Origin of the sequence: Stenotrophomonas thermophila, from assembly GCF_001499715.1 — a bacterium.
Lineage (GTDB): Bacteria > Pseudomonadota > Gammaproteobacteria > Xanthomonadales > Xanthomonadaceae > Stenotrophomonas > Stenotrophomonas hibiscicola.
Genome location: NZ_CVIW01000008.1, coordinates 1 through 20,555, shown reverse-complemented (window position 1 = coordinate 20,555; position 20,555 = coordinate 1). Strand labels below are relative to the sequence as shown.

The window sequence follows — 20,555 nt, the reverse complement described above, 5'->3', positions numbered from 1 at the left end:
AGAGTGAATGCGCGGCAACCGGGGGGATGCCGCACGTGGCCGCCGCCCTGCGTCGGCCTGCCTCATGCATGCCCCACCGTGGTTTCCGTCGACAGGCAGGTCCGGGAGACTGACGAATGCTGGTAGGCACGTACAACCCGTGGCTGGTCGCAATCTCGCTGCTGGTAGCCGTGATGGCTTCCTACACTGCACTGGCAATGGCCGGGCGCACGATTACCGCGCCCGGCAAGGCCGCGGCCTGGTGGTGGCGCCTCGGTGGTGGCTTCGCCATGGGCCTGGGCATCTGGTCGATGCACTTCATCGGCATGCTCGCCTTCGATCTGCCCATTCCGCTCGGCTACGACCTGCCGATCACCCTGCTCTCCCTGGCCCTGGCCATCGCCTCATCGGTGTTCGCGCTGTGGCTGGTTTCGCTGCGCACCCTGCCCCATCCGCGATTGGCTGGCGGTGCCCTGCTGATGGGCACCGGCATTGCCGGCATGCACTACGTCGGCATGGCGGCGATGCGCATGCAGCCCGGGATCGACTACGACCCGGGCTGGCTGCTGCTCTCGCTGGTGGTGGCGGTGGCCGCGTCGTGGACCGCGCTGTACGTGGCGTTCCGCCTGCGTGGGCAGCGCACCCGCGTCGGTGACCGGTTGGCGGCCGCCGGCCTGCTTGGCCTGGCCATCGTCGGCATGCACTACACCGGCATGGCCGCCGCTCGCTTTCCGGAGGGCAGCATCTGCGGCGCAGCCGTCGGCGACGGCTTGCAGAGCGAATGGCTGGCCATGCTGGTGGTGGTGCTGTCCGTGGCGATCCTCGCGGTGGTGCTGGTGGTGTCCTGGCTGGACCAGCGGGTGGAGGCGCAGCTGCTGCGACTGCGCAACTCCATGCTGAGCACCTCGTTGACCGATGCGCAGCAGGAACTGACCCAGGCCGCACTGCATGATCCGCTCACCCGCCTGCCCAACCGCCTGCTGCTGCAGCGTCGCATCGTGCAGGCACTGGCCGAGGCCGAGCAGGGCGGCAGCCGTTTCGCCGTGATGTTCATGGACCTGGACGGCTTCAAGCAGGTCAACGATGCCTACGGCCACCAGGCCGGCGATGCACTGCTGGTGGCGGTGGCCGAGCGCACCCGCCAGCTGCTGCGGCCCAACGATATGCTGGCACGACTGGGCGGTGACGAGTTCGTGCTGGTGGTACGCATCGAACACGACGAGGACCTGCCCACCCTCGCCCGGCGCATCCTGCAGGCGGTGGGCAGCGGCCCGTTGCTGCCGGACAACGAACTGCAGGTAACCGCCAGCATCGGCGTGGCGATCTGCCCCGACCACGCTGCCAGCGAACGGCAGCTGATGGCGTTTGCCGATGCGGCGATGTACCAGGCCAAGGAATCCGGACGCAACGCCTTCGTGCTGTTCGCCGACTGGATGAATGACAGCGCCGAACAACAGTTCCGGCTGCTGGCCGACCTGCGCCGGGCCATTGGCAGCGAGCAGCTGTTCCTGCACTACCAGCCCAAGATCCGCGTGGCCACGCAGAAGGTGGCCGGTGCCGAAGCGCTGATCCGCTGGCACCATCCGGAGCATGGCCTGATTCCGCCCGATCGGTTCATCCGCCTGGCCGAGCGCAGCGGCGCGATCAACGAGATCGGGCGCTGGGCGCTGGACCAGGCCTGCCTGCAACTGCGGCGCTGGCACGATGCCGGTCACGAAGGCTGGACGATGTCGGTGAACCTGTCGCCGGTGCAGTTCAGTTCGCCGCACCTGCTGCAGGATGTGCGCGCGGTGATCGAACGCCACAACATCGCTCCGCGCCACCTGGTGCTGGAAATCACCGAAAGCACGGTGATGCGCGATACCGACACCAGCCTGCGCCTGCTGCAGGCGCTGTCGGCGCTGGGCGTAGGCATATCCATCGATGACTTCGGCACTGGCTATTCCAGCCTGCTGTACCTGAAGCGGCTGCCGGCCACCGAGATCAAGATCGACCATGCGTTCGTGCGCGACCTGGAACACAGTGCAGAGGACGTGGTGATCGTCTCGGCGATCGTGGCGCTGGGCCATGCGCTGGACATGGACATCGTCGCCGAGGGCGTGGAGACGGCCGCCCAGCGCGCCTACCTGGAGCGGCTGGGATGCGATTACCTGCAGGGCTACCTGCTCGGCCGCCCGGTCGACGCGGCGCGCTTCATGCAGCTGCACGACCTGCCCCGGCCGCGGGTGGAGCTGGCGCAGAGCCCACCGTCCAGCGACAACGCTCCCCTGTAGAGCCGAGCCTGCGCTCGGCTGCTCTTCGCGCCCGATCCAAACATGGCCGAGCATGGGCTCGGCTCTACAAATAGATCCGCGCCGCGCGTGGATAGGCAACACCCCATCACGGAACAGTTCTTGCACGCACCCCGGCAACCCCTGCCGCAGTGCCCGTGATGTCCGAGAACGAATCCGCCGGCGAAAAGACCGAACAACCCACCGAAAAACGCCTGCGCGACGCCCGCGAACAGGGCAACCTGCCGCGCTCGCGCGAACTGGGCACGGCCGCCGTGTTCGGCGCCGGCGTGCTGGCGGTGATGGCCATGAGTGGCTCGATCGGACGCGGTGCCAGCGCCTGGATGAAGCAGGCGCTGAGCCCGGAACAGAGCCTGCGGCAGAACCCGAAGGAACTGTTCGGCCACTTCGGCGACCTGCTGCTGCAGTTCATGCTGGTGATCGCACCGCTGGTGCTGGTCTGCCTGCTGGCCAGCTTCGTCGCCCCGCTGGTGATGGGCGGCCTGCGCTGGTCGCAGAAGGCGTTGATGCCCGACATCAACCGCATGAACCCGATGAGCGGGCTCAAGCGCCTGTACGGCCCGGAGGCCATTGCCGAGTTCACCAAATCGCTGCTGCGCGTGGCCTTCGTCGGCGTCGCCGCCGGGCTGGTGGTCTGGACCGGCTTTGACACCCTGCGCGGCCTGATCCACCGCCCGCTGGAGACGGCCATCACCGACGGCCTCGGCTTCACCCTGCGCCTGCTGCTGGCCACCGCCGGCGCGATGCTGGTGCTGGCCGCCATCGACGCGCCGTACCAGCGCTGGAACTGGATGCGCAAGCTGAAGATGACCCGGGAAGAGCTGCGCCGGGAAATGAAGGAAAGCGAGGGCAGCCCCGAGGTCAAGGGCCGCATCCGCCAGCTGCAGCAGCAGATGGCCAACCGCCGGATGATGGAAGCGGTACCGACGGCGGACGTGGTGGTGGTCAACCCCACCCACTACGCGGTGGCCCTGAAGTACGAGGGCGGCGCCATGAACGCCCCCACCGTGGTCGCCCTGGGCGTGGACGAGACCGCCCTGCGCATCCGTGAAGTGGCCGACGGCAACAAGGTCGCGATCGTCTCTGCCCCACCTTTGGCACGCGCCTTGTATCGGGAGGGCCAACTCGGAAAGGAAATCCCCGTGAGACTGTATTCGGCCGTCGCCCAGGTCCTGTCCTACGTCTACCAGCTGCGCGCGTGGCGCACTGGCCCGATGCCGGACGCCCCGCACATCCAGGTGGATGAATTCGGCAAGGGAGGCCGCCCGTGAGCGCCCAGCCCTCCACCGGCTTCAACACCCGCCGCGCCCTGGAAATGATCCGCCAGGGTCTTGGCGCGCCGCTGATCGTGCTGGCCCTGCTGGCCATGGTCGTGGTGCCGCTGGCCGCGCCGGTGCTCGATGCGCTGTTCACCTTCAACATTGCCATCTCGCTGATGGTGCTGCTGGCGGTGGTCTACGTGAAGCGCCCGCTGGACTTCACCATCTTCCCGATCGTGCTGCTGATCACCACCATGCTGCGGCTGGCGCTGAACGTGGCCTCCACCCGCGTGATCCTGCTGAACGGCCAGAACGGCCACGATGCCGCGGGCAAGGTCATCGCCGCCTTCGGCGAATTCGTGATCGGCGGCAACTACGCGGTCGGCATCGTGGTGTTCGCGATCCTGACCATCATCAATTTCGTGGTCATCACCAAGGGCGCCGGCCGGGTCTCGGAAGTGACCGCGCGCTTCATCCTCGACGCGATGCCCGGCAAGCAGATGGCGATCGACGCCGACCTCAACGCCGGTTTGCTGACGCGTGAAGAAGCCAAGCTGCGCCGCGAAGAAGTCCGCGAGGAAGCCGACTTCTACGGTGCGATGGACGGTGCCAGCAAGTTCATCCGCGGCGACGCCATCGCCGGCATCCTGATCCTGTTCATCAACATGCTCGGCGGCCTGGCCGTGGGTGTGCTGCAGCATGGCATGCCCTTCGGTGAAGCCGCTGCCACCTACACCCTGTTGTCGATCGGTGACGGCCTGGTGGCCCAGCTGCCGGCGCTGCTGGTCTCCAGTGCGGTGGCGATGCTGGTCACCCGCGCCTCGCGCTCGCAGGACATGGCCCAGGCCATGACCGGCCAGGTGTTCGGCCAGTACCGGGCGCTGGCGATCACCGCCGGCATCATCGGCCTGGTGGGCCTGGTGCCGGGCATGCCCAACGTCGCTTTCCTGACGCTGGCGTCGATCCTCGGCTTCATTGCCTGGAAGCTGTACCGCAAGACCCAGGCCCCCGCCGCCGATGCCGCCGCAACGGGCAAGGACCCGGCGGCGCTCAGCGCCCTCGGCCGCCCGGCCGCGCCGGCGCCCACCGCCGAACTGAGCTGGGACGAACTGCGCCCGGTCGATCCGCTGGGCCTGGAGGTCGGCTACCGGCTGATTCCGCTGGTGGACAGCAACCAGGGCGGCGAACTGATGGCGCGCATCAAGGGCGTGCGCCGCAAGCTGACCCAGGATGTCGGCTTCCTGATTCCATCGGTACACATCCGCGACAACCTGGAACTGCCCGCCAACGGCTACCGCGTGCTGGTGCACGGCGTGCCGGTGGCCACCGCCGAGATCCACCCCGACCGCGAGCTCGCGCTGGACCCGGGCAGCGCGCTTGGCACGCTGGAAGGCATCGCCGGCAAGGACCCCGCGTTCGGCCTCGATGCCACCTGGATCCAACCGCACCAGCGTGCCCAGGCCGAAACGCTGGGCTACACGGTGGTCGACCCGGCCACCGTGGTCGCCACCCACCTTTCGCACCTGATCCGCGAGCACGCACCTGAGTTGCTCGGCCATGAGGAAGTGCAACACCTGCTGGCCAACCTGGCCAAGAGCGCGCCCAAGCTCGTCGAAGATCTGACGCCGAAGGCGCTGCCGCTGTCGGCGGTGGTGCGCGTGCTGCAGAACCTGCTGGTCGAGCGCATTCCGATCCGCCAGCTGCGCAAGATCGCCGAGGCACTGGTCGAACATGCGCCCAGCAGCCAGGACCCGGCCGTGCTGACCGCCGCCGTGCGCACCGCCCTGGGCCGCTTCATCGTGCAGGAGATCGCCGGAATGTCGGCGGAGCTGCCGGTGTTCACCCTCAACCCGCAATTGGAACGTGTCTTGCAGGAGTCCACGCAGGGCAACGGCGCCGCGCTGGAACCCGGACTCGCTGAGCGACTGCACCAGAGCCTGGCCGAATGTGTCAGCAAGCAGGAAGCCCGCAACGAGCCCGCGGTCGTGCTGGTACCTGGCCCGGTGCGCGCCGCGCTGGCACGCCTGGTCCGCCACAGCGTTCCGTCGCTGTCGGTCCTGGCCTACAGCGAGGTGCCGGAGGACAAGCGCCTGAAGCTGGTCGGAACGATCAGCTGACGCCGCCCGCCGACGCGCCAGAAAACAGACACCACCTTCGAACCAACGCAACAGACAGATACCAAGGGGAACCCGCACCGTGCAGACCACCGACCACCCGAGTTCCCCAGCCGCCACTCCGCCGTCTTCGCCTCGTGACCACAGCATGAAAATCAAACGATTCGTCGCCGCCGACATGCGCTCGGCCATGAACCTGGTGCGCAAGGAACATGGTCCTGACGCCGTGATCCTGTCCAACCGCCGGATCGAGGAAGGCGTCGAGATCGTCGCCGCGGCCAACTATGACGAGAGCGCCGTGCAGCGTGCACTGGAAGCCTCGCGCCGTGATGTCGCACCGCCGCCGGCACCCAAGCCGCGCACCGCTGCTGACGCGGTGATCGCCGCGGTCACCCGCCGCCGCAGCAGCACCCCCGCGCCGGAACCGGTCGCCGCCACCACCTCGGCCGTGGCCGCCCTCGCCCGTGCGGCCGTTGGGGCCACCGGCCGTACCCTGGACAGCGCCGACGAGATCGTGCCGACCCGTGGCAGCACTGGCTTCGCCGCCACCCTGGCGCGCGCCGCCGTCAACGAACCGGCGCTGCCCGAACAGAGCTTCGCCCCGTTCGCCGAGGCCATCGTTGCACCGGCCGCCACCGTGCCGGCCAACCGCGCCCGCTTCCAGATCGACCCGCCGCGCGACATGCATCACGAAAGCGTGGCCCCGGCCGTGCAGCCGCCGCCGCTGCCGACCGCTGCCGTGACCGAAGCGCAGCTCGGGATCGCCGCCAGCGAACCGGCAGCGGCCGAAGCCGCCGGCGAAGCCAGCCCGGCCCCCATGCTGGCCCCGGCACCGACGCTGACCGTGGTTGCCCAGGACGACGCCGAGATCCGCCAGCTGCGCCAGGAAGTGGCCGGCATGCGCCAGGTGATCGAGCGCGAGATGAACCGCTTCACCGACGAGCGCCTGCGTGGCAGCCCGGTGCGCGCCACCGCGCTGGACCTGATGGACGAGTACGGTTTCGACGCCGGGCTGGCCCGCGACGTGGCCATGCAGATCCCGCTGGAGACCGAAGCCCATCGTGGCCGCGGCCTGATGCTGGGGCTGATCTCGCGCAAGCTGCCGATCGCCCCGGTCGACCCGCTGGAAGAAGGCGGCGTGATCGCCCTGGTCGGCCCGACCGGCGCCGGCAAGACCACCACCATCGCCAAGCTGGCCTCGCGCTTCGCCGAGAAGCATGCGCCGCGCGACGTGGCCCTGGTGACCACCGATACCACCCGCATCGGCGCCCGCGAGCAGCTGTACGGCTACGGCCGCCAGCTCGGCATCGCGGTGCACGAGGCCAACAGCGGCACCGACCTGGACCAGCTGCTGGAACGCCTGAAGGACTACAAGCTGGTGCTGATCGACACCGCCGGCCTGGGCCCGCGCGACCGCGCGCTGGCCGCGCAGCTGCAGTGGCTGCGCGCCGCCCGGCAGGTACGCACCCTACTGGTGCTGCCGGCCAACACCAGCTTCGGCGACATGGACGAGGTGGTCCGCCGCTTCGGCGCCGCCAACCTGCAGGGCCTGGTGCTGAGCAAGCTGGACGAGACCGGCCGCTTCGGCAACGCCCTGTCGGTGGCCGTGGACCACGCCCTCCCGATCACCTGGGTGACCGATGGCCAGGACGTTCCGGAGGACCTGCACCGGGCCAGTGCGGCCAATCTCGTACTTCGCCTTGAAGATTTGCGCCGCGCGGCCGATATGCCCTGCAACCCGGAGTTGAACCATGCCGTCGCGTGAGTACGCCAAGCTGACCAAGACCTTCCCGCTGTCGGCCACCCGCAGCGAGCCGCTCGGCCCTGTGCGCACCATCGCGGTAACCGGCGGCAAGGGCGGCGTGGGCAAGACCAACGTCTCGGCCAACCTGGCTGTGGCGCTGGCGGGCATGGGCAAGCGCACGCTGCTGCTGGACGCCGACCTGGGCCTGGCCAACATCGACGTGATCCTGGGCTTGAACCCCACCTTTACGCTGGCCGACCTGGTGGCCGGCCGCTGCTCGCTGGACGACGTCATCGTCGAAGGCCCGAACGGCGTGCTGGTGGTCCCGGCCGCTTCCGGCCGCCGGCACATGGCCGAGCTGGCCCCGGCCGAGCATGTCGGCCTGGTCAACGTGTTCTCCGAACTGGAACGCGAGCTGGACATCATGGTGGTCGATACCGCCGCCGGCATCACCGACGGCGTGCTGACCTTCTGCCAGGCCGCGCAGGACACCGTGGTGGTGGTCTGTGACGAACCGGCCTCGATCACCGACGCCTACGCACTGATCAAGGTGCTTTCTCGCGAACGCGGCGTGGACCGCATCCAGGTAGTGGCCAACATGGTGCGCGACCCCAACGAGGGCCGCGTGCTGTACGAAAAGCTGACCCGCGTCTGCGAGAAGTTCCTCGCCGATGTCTCGCTGAACTACCTGGGCTGCGTGCCGCAGGATGACTGGCTGCGCCTGTCGGTGCAGCGCCAGCAGCCGGTGGTGAAGGCCTATCCGTCCAGCCCGGCCGCGCTGGCGATCACCGAGATCGCGCGTCGCACCGCACGCTGGCAGGCGCCGACCGAACCGCGTGGCGGCGTCGAGTTCTTCCTCGAGCGCATCCTCAAGCAGCGCGGGGTGGCCGCATGAAAGGCGCAGCCCAGTACAGGGAAGTCCAGCGCTCGGCGGCCAACGAGGTCATCGCCCAGCATTCGGACCTGGTGCGGCGCATCGCCCACCACCTGGCCGCGCGGTTGCCGGCCAGCGTTGAAGTGGACGACCTGATCCAGGCCGGCATGATGGGCCTGATCGAAGCGTCGCGCAGCTACGACGCCGACCAGGGCGCCTCGTTCGAGACCTATGCCTCGATCCGCATCCGCGGTTCGATGATCGACGAGATCCGCCGTGGCGACTGGGTGCCGCGCTCGGTGCACCGCCGTGCACGCGATGCCGCCGCCACCATCCGCCGCCTGGAACAGAGCACCGGCCGTGCCGCCAGCGCCACCGAAGTGGCCGCCGCGATGGAGATGCCGCTGCCCGAATACCTGCGGTTGATGGAAGACGCCGCACGTGGCCAGGTGCTGAGCCTGGAGTCGCGCATCGAGGACCAGGGCGAGCTGGACACCGTCGCCCAGGGCGGCCCGACGCCGCAGCAGGTGCTGGAGCGTGGTGAATTCGGCCGCGAGCTGGGCAAGGCCATCGGCCACCTGCCCGAGCGCGAACAGCTGGTGCTCTCGCTCTACTACGAGCAGGAACTGAACCTGAAGGAGATCGGCGCGGTGCTCGGCGTGAGCGAGTCGCGGGTCTGCCAGATCCACGGCCAGGCGGTGCTGCGCCTGCGTGGCCGGCTCAAGATTTTCGAGGCGGCGGACGCCGGCCTGGAAGAATGAACATGCCCGAGGCGGCTGCCCCCGGCCGCCCGGAATGAACAACAAAGGAACTCTGCTTTGAACAAGAACATGCGCATCCTGATCGTCGATGACTTCTCGACCATGCGTCGGATCGTCAAGAACCTGCTGGGCGATCTGGGCTTCACCAATACCGCCGAAGCCGAGGACGGGCATGCCGCGCTGTCGCTGCTGCAGAGCCAGCCGTTCGATTTCGTGGTCACCGACTGGAACATGCCGGTGATGACCGGCATCGAGCTGCTGAAGGCGATCCGTGCCGATGCCAAGCTGAAGACCCTGCCAGTGCTGATGGTCACCGCCGAAGCCAAGCGCGAACAGATCATCGAAGCCGCCCAGAACGGCGTGAACGGCTACATCATCAAGCCGTTCACTGCGCAGACGCTGGAAGAGAAGCTCGGCAAGATCTTCGAACGCCTGGCGGCCAGCGCCTGATGGATACCACGGTCGACAAGAGCGCCCTCGCCCTGCGCCTGCAGGAAGCCCTGGACGCACTCGAGTCCGGTGACGAGGCCGCCTGGCGGCAGCGCATCGACGGACTGGTCGCGCTGCGTACGCAGCCGATGATGAGCGGCCTCTCGCGGCTGGCCCGCGAGCTGGGGCAGGCACTGGGTGAGCTGCCGACTGTGCCCAGCGAGGCCGGTGAGCTGGACGACGCCTGCGCACGCCTGGACCACGTGGTGGCGATGACCGAACAGGCCACCCACCTCACCCTGGACCTGGCCGAGGAATGCCGCAGCCTGACCGAACAGCTGCGTGCCGAAGGCCTGCAGCCAGGCCAGGACGCGCAGCTCGAGCGCATCCGCCACAACCTGACCGAGATCGCCCTGACCCAGAGCTACCAGGACCTGACCGGGCAGATCATCCGTCGCGTGGTCGGCATCGTCCGCCGCGTGCACGAGGGCTTCGGCGCACTCGGCCTGCCGCCGGAACAGCATCGCACCGACCCGGCACTGGCCGGGCCGGCACTGAAGGGACTGGACCGCCACGCGGTCTCGCAGAACGACGCCGACGACCTGTTGTCGGATCTGGGGCTGTAAGCATGAGCGCGGTATCCGACGACATCACTGCCGATTTCATCATCGAGGCGCAGGAGATCCTGGACCGCCTCGGCGAACAGCTGGTGTCGCTGGAGCAGGCACCGCAGGACAGCGACCAGCTCAATGCGGTGTTCCGCGGCTACCACACGCTCAAGGGCGGCGCCGGCTTCCTCGGCGTCACTGCCATGGTCGAGCTGTGCCACGCCGCTGAGGAGGCGCTGGGCGCGGCGCGCGCCGGCCAGGCCGTGCTGCAGGCCCACCACTTCGACGCGGCCCAGCAATCACTGGATTACCTGCAGTCGATGCTGGACGCCGTGTCGTCCGGCACCGAGCCGGGCTATGCGCCGCCGGACCTGATCGCCCAGTTCGACGTGCACGGGGGGGCCGTGGCTGCGCCCGCCGCCGCAGCAGCACCCGCCGCGGGGGGCAGCGACCTGATCACCGACGACGAATTCGAGGCGCTGCTCGACCAGCTGCACGGTGGCAATGCTCCGACTGCGATCGCGCCGGCAAAAAAAGCCGACGACGGCCTGATCAGCGAGGACGAGTTCGAAGCCCTGCTCGACCAGTTGCACGGTGGCGCCGCACCGGGTGCCAAGCCTGCTGCAGTCCTGGCACCGGCGCCGGCGCCCGCGCCGCGCCCGGTCGCTGCACCGGCACCCGTGGCCAAGCCGGCGGCCAAGCCGCTGGCCGAGGCCGAACACACGGTGCGCGTTGATACCAAACGCCTGGACGCGATCGTCAACCTGATCGGCGAACTGGTGCTGTCGCGCAATCGGCTCAAGACCCTGCGTGCACGCCTGCGCGATGAAGAGCTGGACCGCGCCGTGTCGACGCTGGATATCGCCACCGCGCGCCTGCAATCGGCGGTGATGCGCACCCGCATGCAGCCGGTGGGCAAGGTCTTCTCGCGGTTCCCCAAGGTCGCCCGCGACGTTGCCCGCTCGCTGAAGAAGGAAGTGGACCTGGAGCTGATCGGTGCCGAGACCGAGCTCGACCGCAACCTGGTCGAGGCCCTGGCCGACCCGCTGGTGCACCTGGTCCGCAACGCCATCGACCACGGTGTGGAAATGCCCGACCTGCGCGAGGCGCAGGGCAAGCCGCGGATGGGCCATGTACGCCTGTCGGCGCAGCAGGAAGGTGACTACGTCAGCATCGAGGTGCAGGACGATGGCGCCGGCATCGACCCGGAGAAGCTGCGCGCGAAGGCGCGTGAGAAAGGCCTGATCGATCCGGAAGCCGCCGCCCGCCTGAGCAGCGAGGAATGCCTGCACCTGGTGTTCCTGCCCGGCTTCTCGACCAAGCAGCAGGTCACCGACATCTCCGGCCGTGGCGTCGGCATGGACGTGGTGCAGTCGCGCATCCGCGAACTGAGCGGCCAGATCCAGATCCAGTCGGAACTGGGTCGTGGCAGCCGCTTCCTGATCCGCGTGCCGCTCACCCTCGCGATCCTGCCGACCCTGCTGGTGCAGGCCGGCGAGGACGTCTACGCGCTACCGCTGGCACGCGTGATGGAAGTGCTGCACGCGCCGCGCACCTCGCTGGGCTGGTTCGATGGCCGCGCCGTGCTTGATCGCCGCTCGCACACCCTGCCGCTGGTCGACCTGCGCCAGTGGCTGGATGTGACGCCGGCCGCGTCAACCCTGCTGACCATCGTGGTGCTGCAGGCCGGCGAAGCCCGCTTCGGGCTGGTCGTGGACCAGGTGCGCGGGCGTGAGGAAGTGGTCATCAAGCCACTGCCGAAGGCCCTGCGCGGCCTGCGCGGTTATGCCGGTGCAACCTTGATCGGCGACGGTCGCATGGCCCTGATCCTGGACGTGGACGGGCTGCGTTGAACCCCGCCAGGGCCATGCCCGGCGACCCGAAAAACTGTGACTACCGTCTGTACGCGATCTACCGGTGTCTCAAGTCCCATTCATACACGCCGATACCGGAACCATGGATAGACTCAGCCTCATTGGACTCTTTCTCGCCCTGGCCTCGCTGGTCGGCGGCAGCATCCTCAAGGGCGCCGGCCTGGCGTCGTTGTGGTCGCCTGCGGCGTTCGTGATCGTCATCGTCGGCACCGTTGCCGCGATCCTGCTGCATACCTCGCCGGCGGTGTTCAAGCATGCGTTCAAGATCGTGCGCTGGGTCGTGCGCCCGCCGCACAGCGATCGCCGTGAACTGATCCAGCAGATCGTCGAGTGGAGCAACATCGCCCGCCGCCAGGGCCTGCTGGGCCTGGAATCGCAGGTGGAAGCGCAGCAGGACCCGTTCCTGCGCAAGGGCCTGCAGCTGCTGGTGGACGGCGTCGAGCCCGAATCGATGCGGCACATGCTGGAAATCGAACTGGGCAGCCAGGAACACCAGGACCAGGCCGGCGCCAAGGTCTTCGAAGCGATGGGCATCTACGCCCCGACCCTCGGCATCATCGGCGCCGTGCTCGGCCTGATCGCGGTGATGAAGAACCTGGCCGACCCGAGCAAGCTCGGCCACGGCATCGCCGCAGCATTCACCGCCACCATCTACGGCATCGCCTCGGCCAACCTGCTGTTCCTGCCGGTGGCTGCCAAGCTCAAGAGTGTGATCTCGCACAACACCCGCGACCGCGAAATGGTCATTGAAGGCCTGATTTCCATCGCCCAGGGCGAGAACCCGCGCAACATCGAAACCAACCTTTCCGGCTTCCTGCACTGACATGGCCCGCCGCAAGCACCACGAAGAGCACGCCAACCATGAAGCATGGGCGATCCCCTATGCCGACCTGATGACGCTGCTGCTCGCCTTCTTCGTGGTCATGTACGCGATCTCCTCGGTCAACGAGGGCAAGTACCGGATCATGGCCGACGCGCTCACCGATGCCTTCGGTGGCGCACCGCGCACCATCAACCCGGTGCAGGTGGGGAACAAGCAGGTGCAGGGTGGCGGCTGGGACAGCCCTTCGGTGATCAAGTCCGGCACCAAGATCGGCCCGTCCGCGCCGGCGCCGTCGCACGACCCGACCCTGCTGCCGTCGATGGCCTCGCAGATGCGCATGCCGGTCTCCGTGCACAACCAGGAACAGATCGCCCGTGCCGAGCGCCAGCTCAACAGCATCGCCGACCGCCTCACCGCTGCATTGGCGCCGCTGATCGACCGCGGCATGATCAGCGTGCGCCGCACCGAGTTGTGGATTGAAGTGGAGATCAACAGCGACATCCTGTTCCCCACCGGCTCGGCCGCGCTGGACGTGCATGCACGGCAGACGCTGGCCAGCCTGGCCGAGGTGCTGCGTGACGTGCCCAACAGCGTGCGCGTGGAAGGCCATACCGACAACGTGCCGATCGCCACCGCCACCTTCCCTTCGAACTGGGAACTGTCGGCCGGCCGCGCGGCCAGCGTGGTGCACCTGTTCGCCGACCAGGGCGTGCAGCCGTCGCGGCTGGCGATGGTCGGCTATGGCCAGTTTCGTCCGCGCGAAGAGAACGACAGCGCGCAGGGGCGCAACCGCAACCGCCGGGTGATGGTCATCATCCTGGCCGACACCTCGCATTCGGTGGATCCGCTCGGCCAGCGCCTCAATGCGGCCACCGGCCCCGTCGACAACAGCACCACCGAACAAGCCGCCGCAACTCCGGCCAGCGCCCCCACCTCCCCCATCGCACCGGTGAAGTTGCCGCCGGTGCCGGCTGGCAGCCGCGTCGGCGCCGCCGTTCCCCCGGCAATGAAGGAGTAAACCGATGCGCATCTGGGCAATCGCCAACCAGAAGGGCGGAGTCGGCAAGACCACCACCACCCTCGCCCTCGGCCGCGGCCTGGCCGCGCTCGGCCATCGCGTGCTGCTGATCGATCTCGATCCGCACGCCTCGCTCAGCCGCGCCTTCGGCGTACCGGTGGATCCGCCGCCGGCCGGCGTGCTGGAACTGTTCGGCGCTCCGCCGGTCGATCTTTCCAGCCTGTGCCATGCCAGCAGCATCCAAGGCCTGGACTATGTCTGCGCGCAGTCGGCGCTGGCCACGCTGGAGCGCCGCAGCGCCAACCAGCCCGGCCTCGGCCTGGCCCTGCAGAACGCACTGGCGCGCCACCAGGGCCAGCACGACTACATCCTGCTGGACTGTGCCCCCACCCTTGGCCTGTTGATGATCAACGCGCTGGCCGCTGCCGACCGCCTGATCATCCCCACCCAGGCCGAGCCGCTGGCCCTGCATGGCCTGGACGGCATGGTCCGCACCGGCGAGATGGTCGAGCGCTCGCGCCGCCGCCCGCTGCCGATCTCGATCCTGCCGACCCTGTTCGACCGCCGCACCCGCGCCGGCAACGAGTCGCTGCGCACCATGCAGGATCGCCATGGCACCCGCGTGTGGGAAGACGCCATTCCGATCGACACCCGCATCAGCAATGCCGCAGGCCTGACCCTGCCCAGCGTTGGTGAGGAGTACCCGGGCCGCGGCCTGGCCGCCTATCGCCGCGCACTGAACTGGATCCTCGCTCAGGATGCCCGCGCCCTGGAGCAGGCCGCATGAACAGCACCGGCGTACTGGACGACTATCTGGACGAACTGCTGGGCGAAGCGATCGCTCCGGCCGTCGTGCTTCCAACGCCGGACAGCGTCGCCCCGGCCCCGGCCAGCATATCGCAACCGGAACATGAGCCGACCTGGGATGACCTGCCGGCCGAGGTGATCTACGAAACCGACACCGTCGCCGCGGCGCCTGCCGCGGACAACGCCGCGCTCGAAGCCGCCTTCGAGGCCGCCGCAACGGCCGGCCGCGAACCCACCTGGGACGATCTGCCTGCCGAGGTGATCTACGAAACGGAGACTGTTGCCGTTGCACCGGCAGAGGACGACGCAGCACTGGAGGCCGCCTTCGAGGCCGCCGCAATGCCGGTCGCCGCTCCCGAGCGGGAACCGACCTGGGATGATCTGCCTGACGAGGTGATCCACGAGACGGCCCCGGCCAAGGCCGGCCCGGAGCCCACCTGGGACGACCTGCCCGACGAAGTGATCTACGAGACCGACGCGGCCGACAGCCATCACCTCGCCCACACTGACAGCCCCGGCCTGCAGGCTGCGTTCGAGGCCGCTGCCGGCGGCGCGGATGTCCCCACGCCGCCCCCGGCCGTGGTAGCGCGCCCTGCACCCGCGCCTGCCCCGGCTGCGCCCGCTGCCGTCGCGCCGCCGCCCCGCGTTGCCGTGGATGCCCCGGCCACCAACCGTCCCGGCACCTGGCAGGAACTGCAGGCACAGGCTCTCCAGCCCGCCAGCAGCCCGCATCCGCAGAACCGCCGCGCCGGCGAGCGCACCTCGCGCTGGCTGCGCCTGCGTTGCGGCACCCAGGCTTATGCGCTGGAACTGCTGAAGGTGCAGGAAGTGGTGCTGCCAGTTCCCCTGCTGCCATTGCGCGGCACCGCACCAGCGATGCTCGGCATCATGAACCTTCGGGGCCAGGTGGTACCGGTGATGGATCTCGGCCTGCACCTGGGTGCGGCCGCTGCCGAAGACGATTCGCAGACCCGCATCGTGGTGCTGGAGGAAGACGGCGAAACCATCGGCCTGCGCGTGTCGGCGGTGGAAGATGTCGCCAACCTTACCGACTCGCAGATCGAGCCGCCTGATACCGCGCGCATCTGCCAGATTTCCAACGACCTGTTCCGTGGCGTCGCCCGGGTCAGCCAGCGTCCGATGATCCTGCTCGACGCCACACGGCTGTTGAGTTGAGTCGGCGCTTTGCGCCGACGCGGTGCCTGTCGGGGACTGCAGGTGCCGATGCGCAGCATTGGCATCTCCCGTCCCCGAACAACACCGCATCGGCGCACCGCGTCGATTCCCCTAAAGAACCCTGCCGGGGTGCCGTTATGGATCACGGAACCGTTTGTCCGGAGCAACGATGAGCACTGTCGAACTGGGTGGGGATCTCGGCATCGAGAGCAGCACCGAGCTCAAGAACCGCCTCGCCCCGCTGGTGGCGCAGGCAGGCGAGCTGACCCTGGATGCAAGCCAGGTCGCCCGCATCCACACGGCCGCCGTGCAGGTGCTGTGTGCATTCGTGCAGGCCCGCCGCGAGGCAGGCCTGGGCACCGGCTTCCACGGTTGCACCGCAACCTTCCGTGACGCCGCGCGCCTGCTGGGCGTCACCCAGGCCCTGGGCCTGGACGCAACCCATGACAACCTGAAATCTGTGGAGAACGCTGCATGAGCGCACGTATCTTGGTGGTGGACGATTCGGCGTCGATGCGCCAGATGGTTTCCTTCGCCCTCACCTCGGCCGGTTTTGCCGTCGAAGAAGCCGAAGACGGCGCGGTCGCGCTCGGTCGCGCCAAGGGCCAGCGCTTCAATGCGGTGGTCACCGACGTCAACATGCCGAACATGGACGGCATCGCGCTGATCCGCGAACTGCGCCAGCTGCCGGACTACAAGTTCACCCCGCTGCTGATGCTGACCACCGAATCGGCCGCCGACAAGAAGTCCGAAGGCAAGGCCGCCGGTGCCACCGGCTGGCTGGTCAAGCCGTTCAATCCCGAACAGCTGGTCGCCACCGTGCAGAAAGTGCTGGGCTGATCGCCCCGCACCGCTCCCCTTCTTCGCTTCCGGAACGCCACTGCCATGAGCATGGACCTGCAACGCTTCCACGCCACCTTCTTCGAGGAGAGCCGCGAAGGCCTCGACGCGATGGAGGCTGGCCTGCTGGCCCTGGAATCGGGGCAGCAGGACGCGGAGATCATCAATTCGGTGTTCCGCGCCGCCCATTCGATCAAGGGCGGCGCCGGCACCTTCGGCTTCGATGCCATCGCCGGCCTGACCCACGTGCTGGAAACGCTGCTCGATGAGCTGCGTGCCGGCAAGCGGGCGCTGGAAGGCCATGCCGTCGACGCCATGCTGTCTTCGGTGGACGTGCTTCGCGCCCTGCTGCGCGAAGCCGAACACGGCCAGGCTGCCGACCCCGCCGCTGTCGCCGCAGTGAAGGCGCGCCTGGAAGCCGTTCTCTCCGGCCAGGCCGCATCGAGCGCTCCGGTCGCGGCAGCGGCCAAGGTGGACGATACCCCCGAAGCCTGGCAGATCGGTTTCACTCCAGCGCCGTCGCTGTTCATGAGCGGCAACGACCCGCTGCGCATCATCCGCGAGCTGGAACACCTCGGCTCGCTGCAGGTCGCCGCGCGCATGGAACGCCTGCCCGGCTTCGCCCAGCTCGACCCGCTGGAGGCCCACCTGGCGTGGGATCTGGGCCTGGTCGGCAAGGTGCCGCGCAGCAAGATCGAAGACACCTTCGCCTGGGTGCTGGACGACTGCGAACTGGACATCCGTCCGGCCGCGCCGCCAAGCCTGGCCACCCAGGCCCCGGCGGCAGCGGCCCCCGCTCCGGTCGCAGCGGCACCGTCGGCACCGGCCGTGCCTGCCGCCAGCGGTGGTGCCAGCCAGGAAGCGGAAACCTCGATCCGCGTCAGCGTCGACAAGGTCGATGCGCTGATCAACCTGGTCGGCGAACTGGTCATCACCCAGGCCATGCTCAAGCAGGTCTCGCACGCGCTGGACCCGGTCCACGCCGAGAGCCTGTTCGCCGGCCTGGACCAGCTTGAACGCAACACCCGCGACCTGCAGGAAGCGGTGATCGGCGTGCGCATGCTGCCCGTCGATGCGGTGTTCCGCCGCTTCCCGCGCCTGGTCCGGGACCTGTCCAGCCGCCTCGGCAAGCAGGTCCGCCTGCGCACCGTCGGCGAAGGCACCGAACTGGACAAGGGCCTGATCGAGAAGATCGCCGATCCGCTGGTGCATCTGGTACGCAACTCGATCGACCACGGCCTGGAAATGCCCGACGTCCGCCGCGGTGCTGGCAAGGACGAGACCGGCACGATCACGCTGGCAGCCTCGCATCAGGGCGGCCATATCGTCATCGAAGTCAGCGACGATGGCCGTGGCCTGGACCGCGCCAAGATCCTGGCCAAGGCTCACGAACGCGGCCTGGCCGTGCCGGACAACCCGACCGATTCACAGGTCTGGGACCTGATCTTCCAGCCAGGCTTCTCCACGGCCGATGCGGTCACCGACCTGTCCGGGCGTGGTGTCGGCATGGACGTGGTCCGCCGCAACATCCAGGCACTGGGCGGCGAGGTGCAGATCGAAAGCAGCCTCGGTACCGGCACCCGCACGCTGATCCGCCTGCCGCTGACCCTGGCCATCCTCGACGGCATGACCGTAGCGGTGGCCGGCGAAACCCTGATCCTGCCCCTGGCGTACGTGCTGGAGGCGCTGCAGCCGCAGGCCGAGGACATCCGCAGCATGGCCGGCGAGGGCCGCGTGCTGCGCGTGCGTGGCGAGTACCTGCCGATCCTCTCGCTGAGCGAGTACTACGGCTACGGCAACCGCGCACCCGGCAGCGAATCGCTGGTGGTGGTGGTCGAAGGTGATGGCCAGAAGATCGCGCTGGAGGTGGACGAACTGGTCGGCCAGCAGCAGGTCGTGGTGAAGAACATCGAGAACAACTACCGCCGCATCGGCGGAGTATCCGGCGCCACCATCCTCGGCGACGGCCGGGTCGCGCTGATCGTCGACATCGGTGGGTTGGTGCGCTCGCTGCGGATGCCGCAAGCGGCCTGATCCACGCTGCATGCGAACCATGGACCGCCGCCCCTCGGGGCGGCGGTTTTCGTTTGTGTTCGGCCTGCCAGGGGGGGTCAGATTCCCTTCCGCAGGAACGGAATCTGACTGCGGGACGGCACCCCGAAACCAAATCGTGAACTCCGTCGGCACGCTAGTTGCTGTCGCAACCACTTTATCCAATCGAAAACCGCGTCGCTGCAACGCTTCCGTGCTGCCCTCCCTACGCATCCGAATGTGATCTGCGTCCATAAAGTCCATCGAAACTGCGCCGCTATTTCGCATTGACGGCCGTCACCGAACCCCACCGGGAACCACCGTTCGCTCTGCAACCACCCCCAAACCGGCGCACAGACGCCGGCACTCTGCCCACCTGGAGCACCCTGCATGAAGTGGTTCCAAGATCTGCCCATCGCCCGCAAGCTGGCTGTGGGGTTCACCCTCACCACGTTGATGACCCTGATCCTCGGCGCGTTCGCCCTGCTGCGACTGAGCGAAGCCAACGCGCAGCTACGCGACATGGCTGGCAACGATATCCCCTCGGTCCAGCACCTGGGCGAGGCGCGCTCGCAGCTCGGGGAGTTCCGCACCTACGAACTGGCCCAGCTGAGCATGCTCGACCAGCCGGAAAAGGTGGCCGACTACAACAAGCGCATGGACGACACCGCCAAGGCCGTACATGACGAACTGGCGGCGTACGCGGCGCTGCCGGCGCTGGACAAGGAGCGTGAACTGTATCGCGCAGCCAGCGCGCAACTGGATCGCTACTTCGCCGCCAACAAGGCGATGCGCGACGCCGTGACCGCCGGTGACGGCGTCCTGGCGCGGCAGATCTCCGACGAGCAGTCACGCCCGGCGCGCCGCGACCTGTTCGCTGCGATGAAGGCACTGGGCGCCCATATCGCCGGGCAGATGGACGGCAAGATCGCCGACGCCAACGCCACCCATCGCAACAGCATGATCGCCATCATCGGCTGCATCATCCTGCTGTCGCTGGTGGCCGCCGCGCTGGCCATCGTCATCTCGCGCGCGGTCACCGGCCCGCTGGGCAAGGCCGTGCATGCCATCCAGGCGGTCGCCCGCGGCGATCTCAGCGTCAGCACCCAGGCCACCAGCAGGGACGAAGCCGGCAGGATGCTTACGGCCACGGCCGAAATGACCGCAATGCTGCGCCGTTTCAGCGAGCAGACGCAGCTGATGGCACAGATGCATGCCGGCCCGGACATCAGCCACCGTATTCCGGAAGACTTCCCGGGCGTCTACGGCCAGCTGGCCAGCGGCATCAACACGGTGATCTTCGAACACCTCGATGCGATCGTCGATGCCATTGAAGTGCTCAACCAGTACGCCATCGGCAACCTTGCTCCGGACGCCCGCCGCCTGCCAGGCAGCCGCGCGATCCTGCACGAATCGATGGACGCCGCCAAGGCCAGCCTGCTGGCCATCAACACGCAGATCCAGCACCTGGCCTCGGCCGCCGCTGCGGGCGACTTCAGCCAGCGCGGTGACGCGCAGCGCTTCGATCACGATTTCCGCGTGATGATCGAGCAGCTCAACAGCATGATGCAGGTCGCCGACGGCAACCTCGGCCAGCTCTCGCAGCTGCTGCAGTCGATCGCCGCCGGCGACCTGACCGCACGCATGGACGGCCAGTTCAACGGCGTGTTCGCGCGCATGCGTGACGACGCCAACACCACCGTCGCACAGCTGACCCAGATCGTCAGCCAGATCCAGGCCAGTGCCTCCAGCATCACCCTCGCCGCTGGCGAGATCGCGTCCGGCAACAGCGACCTGTCGCGCCGTACCGAGCAGCAGGCCGCCAACCTGGAAGAGACTGCCGCCTCGATGGAGGAACTGACCTCCACCGTGCGCCAGAACGCCGAACACGCCCGCCAGGCCAACCAGCTCGCCATCGGCGCCCATG

The 20,555-nt window shown here is 68.3% G+C and carries 17 protein-coding genes; all 17 read left to right on the top strand.

From position 1 onward, the window contains the following. The first annotated feature begins 116 nt into the window (after positions 1 to 116). Positions 117 to 2,252 (top strand): putative bifunctional diguanylate cyclase/phosphodiesterase, encoded by a 2,136-nt coding sequence (locus tag BN1263_RS05220; protein ID WP_058980018.1) that lies wholly within the window; start codon positions 117 to 119, stop codon positions 2,250 to 2,252. Positions 2,253 to 2,410: 158 nt separating this feature from the next. Beyond that, positions 2,411 to 3,541, top strand: coding sequence for a flagellar biosynthesis protein FlhB (gene flhB / locus BN1263_RS05215; protein ID WP_058980016.1), 1,131 nt, complete (start codon positions 2,411 to 2,413; stop codon positions 3,539 to 3,541). A gap of 44 nt (positions 3,542 to 3,585) precedes the next feature. Next, positions 3,586 to 5,646 (top strand): flagellar biosynthesis protein FlhA, encoded by a 2,061-nt coding sequence (flhA, locus tag BN1263_RS05210; protein ID WP_180832666.1) that lies wholly within the window; start codon positions 3,586 to 3,588, stop codon positions 5,644 to 5,646. Positions 5,647 to 5,791: 145 nt separating this feature from the next. After that, on the top strand, positions 5,792 to 7,408 hold the full coding sequence (gene flhF / locus BN1263_RS05205) for a flagellar biosynthesis GTPase FlhF (protein WP_058980013.1): 1,617 nt from the start codon (positions 5,792 to 5,794) through the stop codon (positions 7,406 to 7,408). Then, entirely contained in the window at positions 7,395 to 8,282 is an 888-nt protein-coding gene (locus tag BN1263_RS05200) for a MinD/ParA family ATP-binding protein (RefSeq protein ID WP_005409532.1), read from the top strand. Before flhF ends, BN1263_RS05200 begins: the two co-directional genes overlap by 14 nt. Further along, on the top strand, positions 8,279 to 9,022 hold the full coding sequence (locus BN1263_RS05195; RefSeq protein WP_058980011.1) for an RNA polymerase sigma factor FliA: 744 nt from the start codon (positions 8,279 to 8,281) through the stop codon (positions 9,020 to 9,022). Before BN1263_RS05200 ends, BN1263_RS05195 begins: the two co-directional genes overlap by 4 nt. Positions 9,023 to 9,079: 57 nt before the next feature. After that, a complete protein-coding gene (gene cheY, locus BN1263_RS05190; protein ID WP_005413247.1) occupies positions 9,080 to 9,472 on the top strand; it encodes a chemotaxis response regulator CheY in 393 nt (130 codons plus the stop codon). After that, complete coding sequence (locus tag BN1263_RS05185) at positions 9,472 to 10,077, top strand: protein phosphatase CheZ (protein WP_058980009.1); 606 nt, start codon at positions 9,472 to 9,474, stop codon at positions 10,075 to 10,077. The genes cheY and BN1263_RS05185 overlap by 1 nt, the downstream gene beginning before the upstream one ends. A 2-nt stretch (positions 10,078 to 10,079) precedes the next feature. Further along, complete coding sequence (locus BN1263_RS05180) at positions 10,080 to 11,912, top strand: chemotaxis protein CheA (protein ID WP_026346971.1); 1,833 nt, start codon at positions 10,080 to 10,082, stop codon at positions 11,910 to 11,912. 103 nt (positions 11,913 to 12,015) lie between these two features. Continuing rightward, complete coding sequence (locus tag BN1263_RS05175) at positions 12,016 to 12,756, top strand: flagellar motor protein (RefSeq protein ID WP_010482457.1); 741 nt, start codon at positions 12,016 to 12,018, stop codon at positions 12,754 to 12,756. Position 12,757: 1 nt separating this feature from the next. After that, on the top strand, positions 12,758 to 13,774 hold the full coding sequence (gene motD, locus BN1263_RS05170; protein ID WP_058980007.1) for a flagellar motor protein MotD: 1,017 nt from the start codon (positions 12,758 to 12,760) through the stop codon (positions 13,772 to 13,774). Positions 13,775 to 13,778: 4 nt separating this feature from the next. Continuing rightward, positions 13,779 to 14,561, top strand: coding sequence for a ParA family protein (locus BN1263_RS05165; RefSeq protein WP_058980005.1), 783 nt, complete (start codon positions 13,779 to 13,781; stop codon positions 14,559 to 14,561). Further along, on the top strand, positions 14,558 to 15,757 hold the full coding sequence (locus BN1263_RS05160) for a chemotaxis protein CheW (protein ID WP_058980004.1): 1,200 nt from the start codon (positions 14,558 to 14,560) through the stop codon (positions 15,755 to 15,757). Before BN1263_RS05165 ends, BN1263_RS05160 begins: the two co-directional genes overlap by 4 nt. 169 nt (positions 15,758 to 15,926) lie before the next feature. Next, a complete protein-coding gene (locus tag BN1263_RS05155) occupies positions 15,927 to 16,235 on the top strand; it encodes an STAS domain-containing protein (protein WP_019659587.1) in 309 nt (102 codons plus the stop codon). Beyond that, a complete protein-coding gene (locus BN1263_RS05150) occupies positions 16,232 to 16,597 on the top strand; it encodes a response regulator (RefSeq protein WP_005409521.1) in 366 nt (121 codons plus the stop codon). The genes BN1263_RS05155 and BN1263_RS05150 overlap by 4 nt, the downstream gene beginning before the upstream one ends. A 45-nt stretch (positions 16,598 to 16,642) precedes the next feature. Beyond that, positions 16,643 to 18,631, top strand: coding sequence for a chemotaxis protein CheA (locus BN1263_RS05145; protein ID WP_058980002.1), 1,989 nt, complete (start codon positions 16,643 to 16,645; stop codon positions 18,629 to 18,631). Positions 18,632 to 19,018: 387 nt separating this feature from the next. Next, a partial coding sequence (locus tag BN1263_RS05140) for a HAMP domain-containing methyl-accepting chemotaxis protein (RefSeq protein WP_144435326.1) occupies positions 19,019 to 20,555 on the top strand: 1,537 nt, incomplete at its 3' end.

Coding starts and splice junctions, on each gene's coding strand:
- BN1263_RS05220 (WP_058980018.1), top strand. CDS start 117: ATGCTGGTAGGCACGTACAACCCGTGGCTGGTCGCAATCTCGCTGCTG.
- flhB (WP_058980016.1), top strand. CDS start 2,411: ATGTCCGAGAACGAATCCGCCGGCGAAAAGACCGAACAACCCACCGAA.
- flhA (WP_180832666.1), top strand. CDS start 3,586: ATGATCCGCCAGGGTCTTGGCGCGCCGCTGATCGTGCTGGCCCTGCTG.
- flhF (WP_058980013.1), top strand. CDS start 5,792: ATGAAAATCAAACGATTCGTCGCCGCCGACATGCGCTCGGCCATGAAC.
- BN1263_RS05200 (WP_005409532.1), top strand. CDS start 7,395: ATGCCGTCGCGTGAGTACGCCAAGCTGACCAAGACCTTCCCGCTGTCG.
- BN1263_RS05195 (WP_058980011.1), top strand. CDS start 8,279: ATGAAAGGCGCAGCCCAGTACAGGGAAGTCCAGCGCTCGGCGGCCAAC.
- BN1263_RS05185 (WP_058980009.1), top strand. CDS start 9,472: ATGGATACCACGGTCGACAAGAGCGCCCTCGCCCTGCGCCTGCAGGAA.
- BN1263_RS05180 (WP_026346971.1), top strand. CDS start 10,080: ATGAGCGCGGTATCCGACGACATCACTGCCGATTTCATCATCGAGGCG.
- BN1263_RS05175 (WP_010482457.1), top strand. CDS start 12,016: ATGGATAGACTCAGCCTCATTGGACTCTTTCTCGCCCTGGCCTCGCTG.
- motD (WP_058980007.1), top strand. CDS start 12,758: ATGGCCCGCCGCAAGCACCACGAAGAGCACGCCAACCATGAAGCATGG.
- BN1263_RS05165 (WP_058980005.1), top strand. CDS start 13,779: ATGCGCATCTGGGCAATCGCCAACCAGAAGGGCGGAGTCGGCAAGACC.
- BN1263_RS05160 (WP_058980004.1), top strand. CDS start 14,558: ATGAACAGCACCGGCGTACTGGACGACTATCTGGACGAACTGCTGGGC.
- BN1263_RS05155 (WP_019659587.1), top strand. CDS start 15,927: ATGAGCACTGTCGAACTGGGTGGGGATCTCGGCATCGAGAGCAGCACC.
- BN1263_RS05150 (WP_005409521.1), top strand. CDS start 16,232: ATGAGCGCACGTATCTTGGTGGTGGACGATTCGGCGTCGATGCGCCAG.
- BN1263_RS05145 (WP_058980002.1), top strand. CDS start 16,643: ATGAGCATGGACCTGCAACGCTTCCACGCCACCTTCTTCGAGGAGAGC.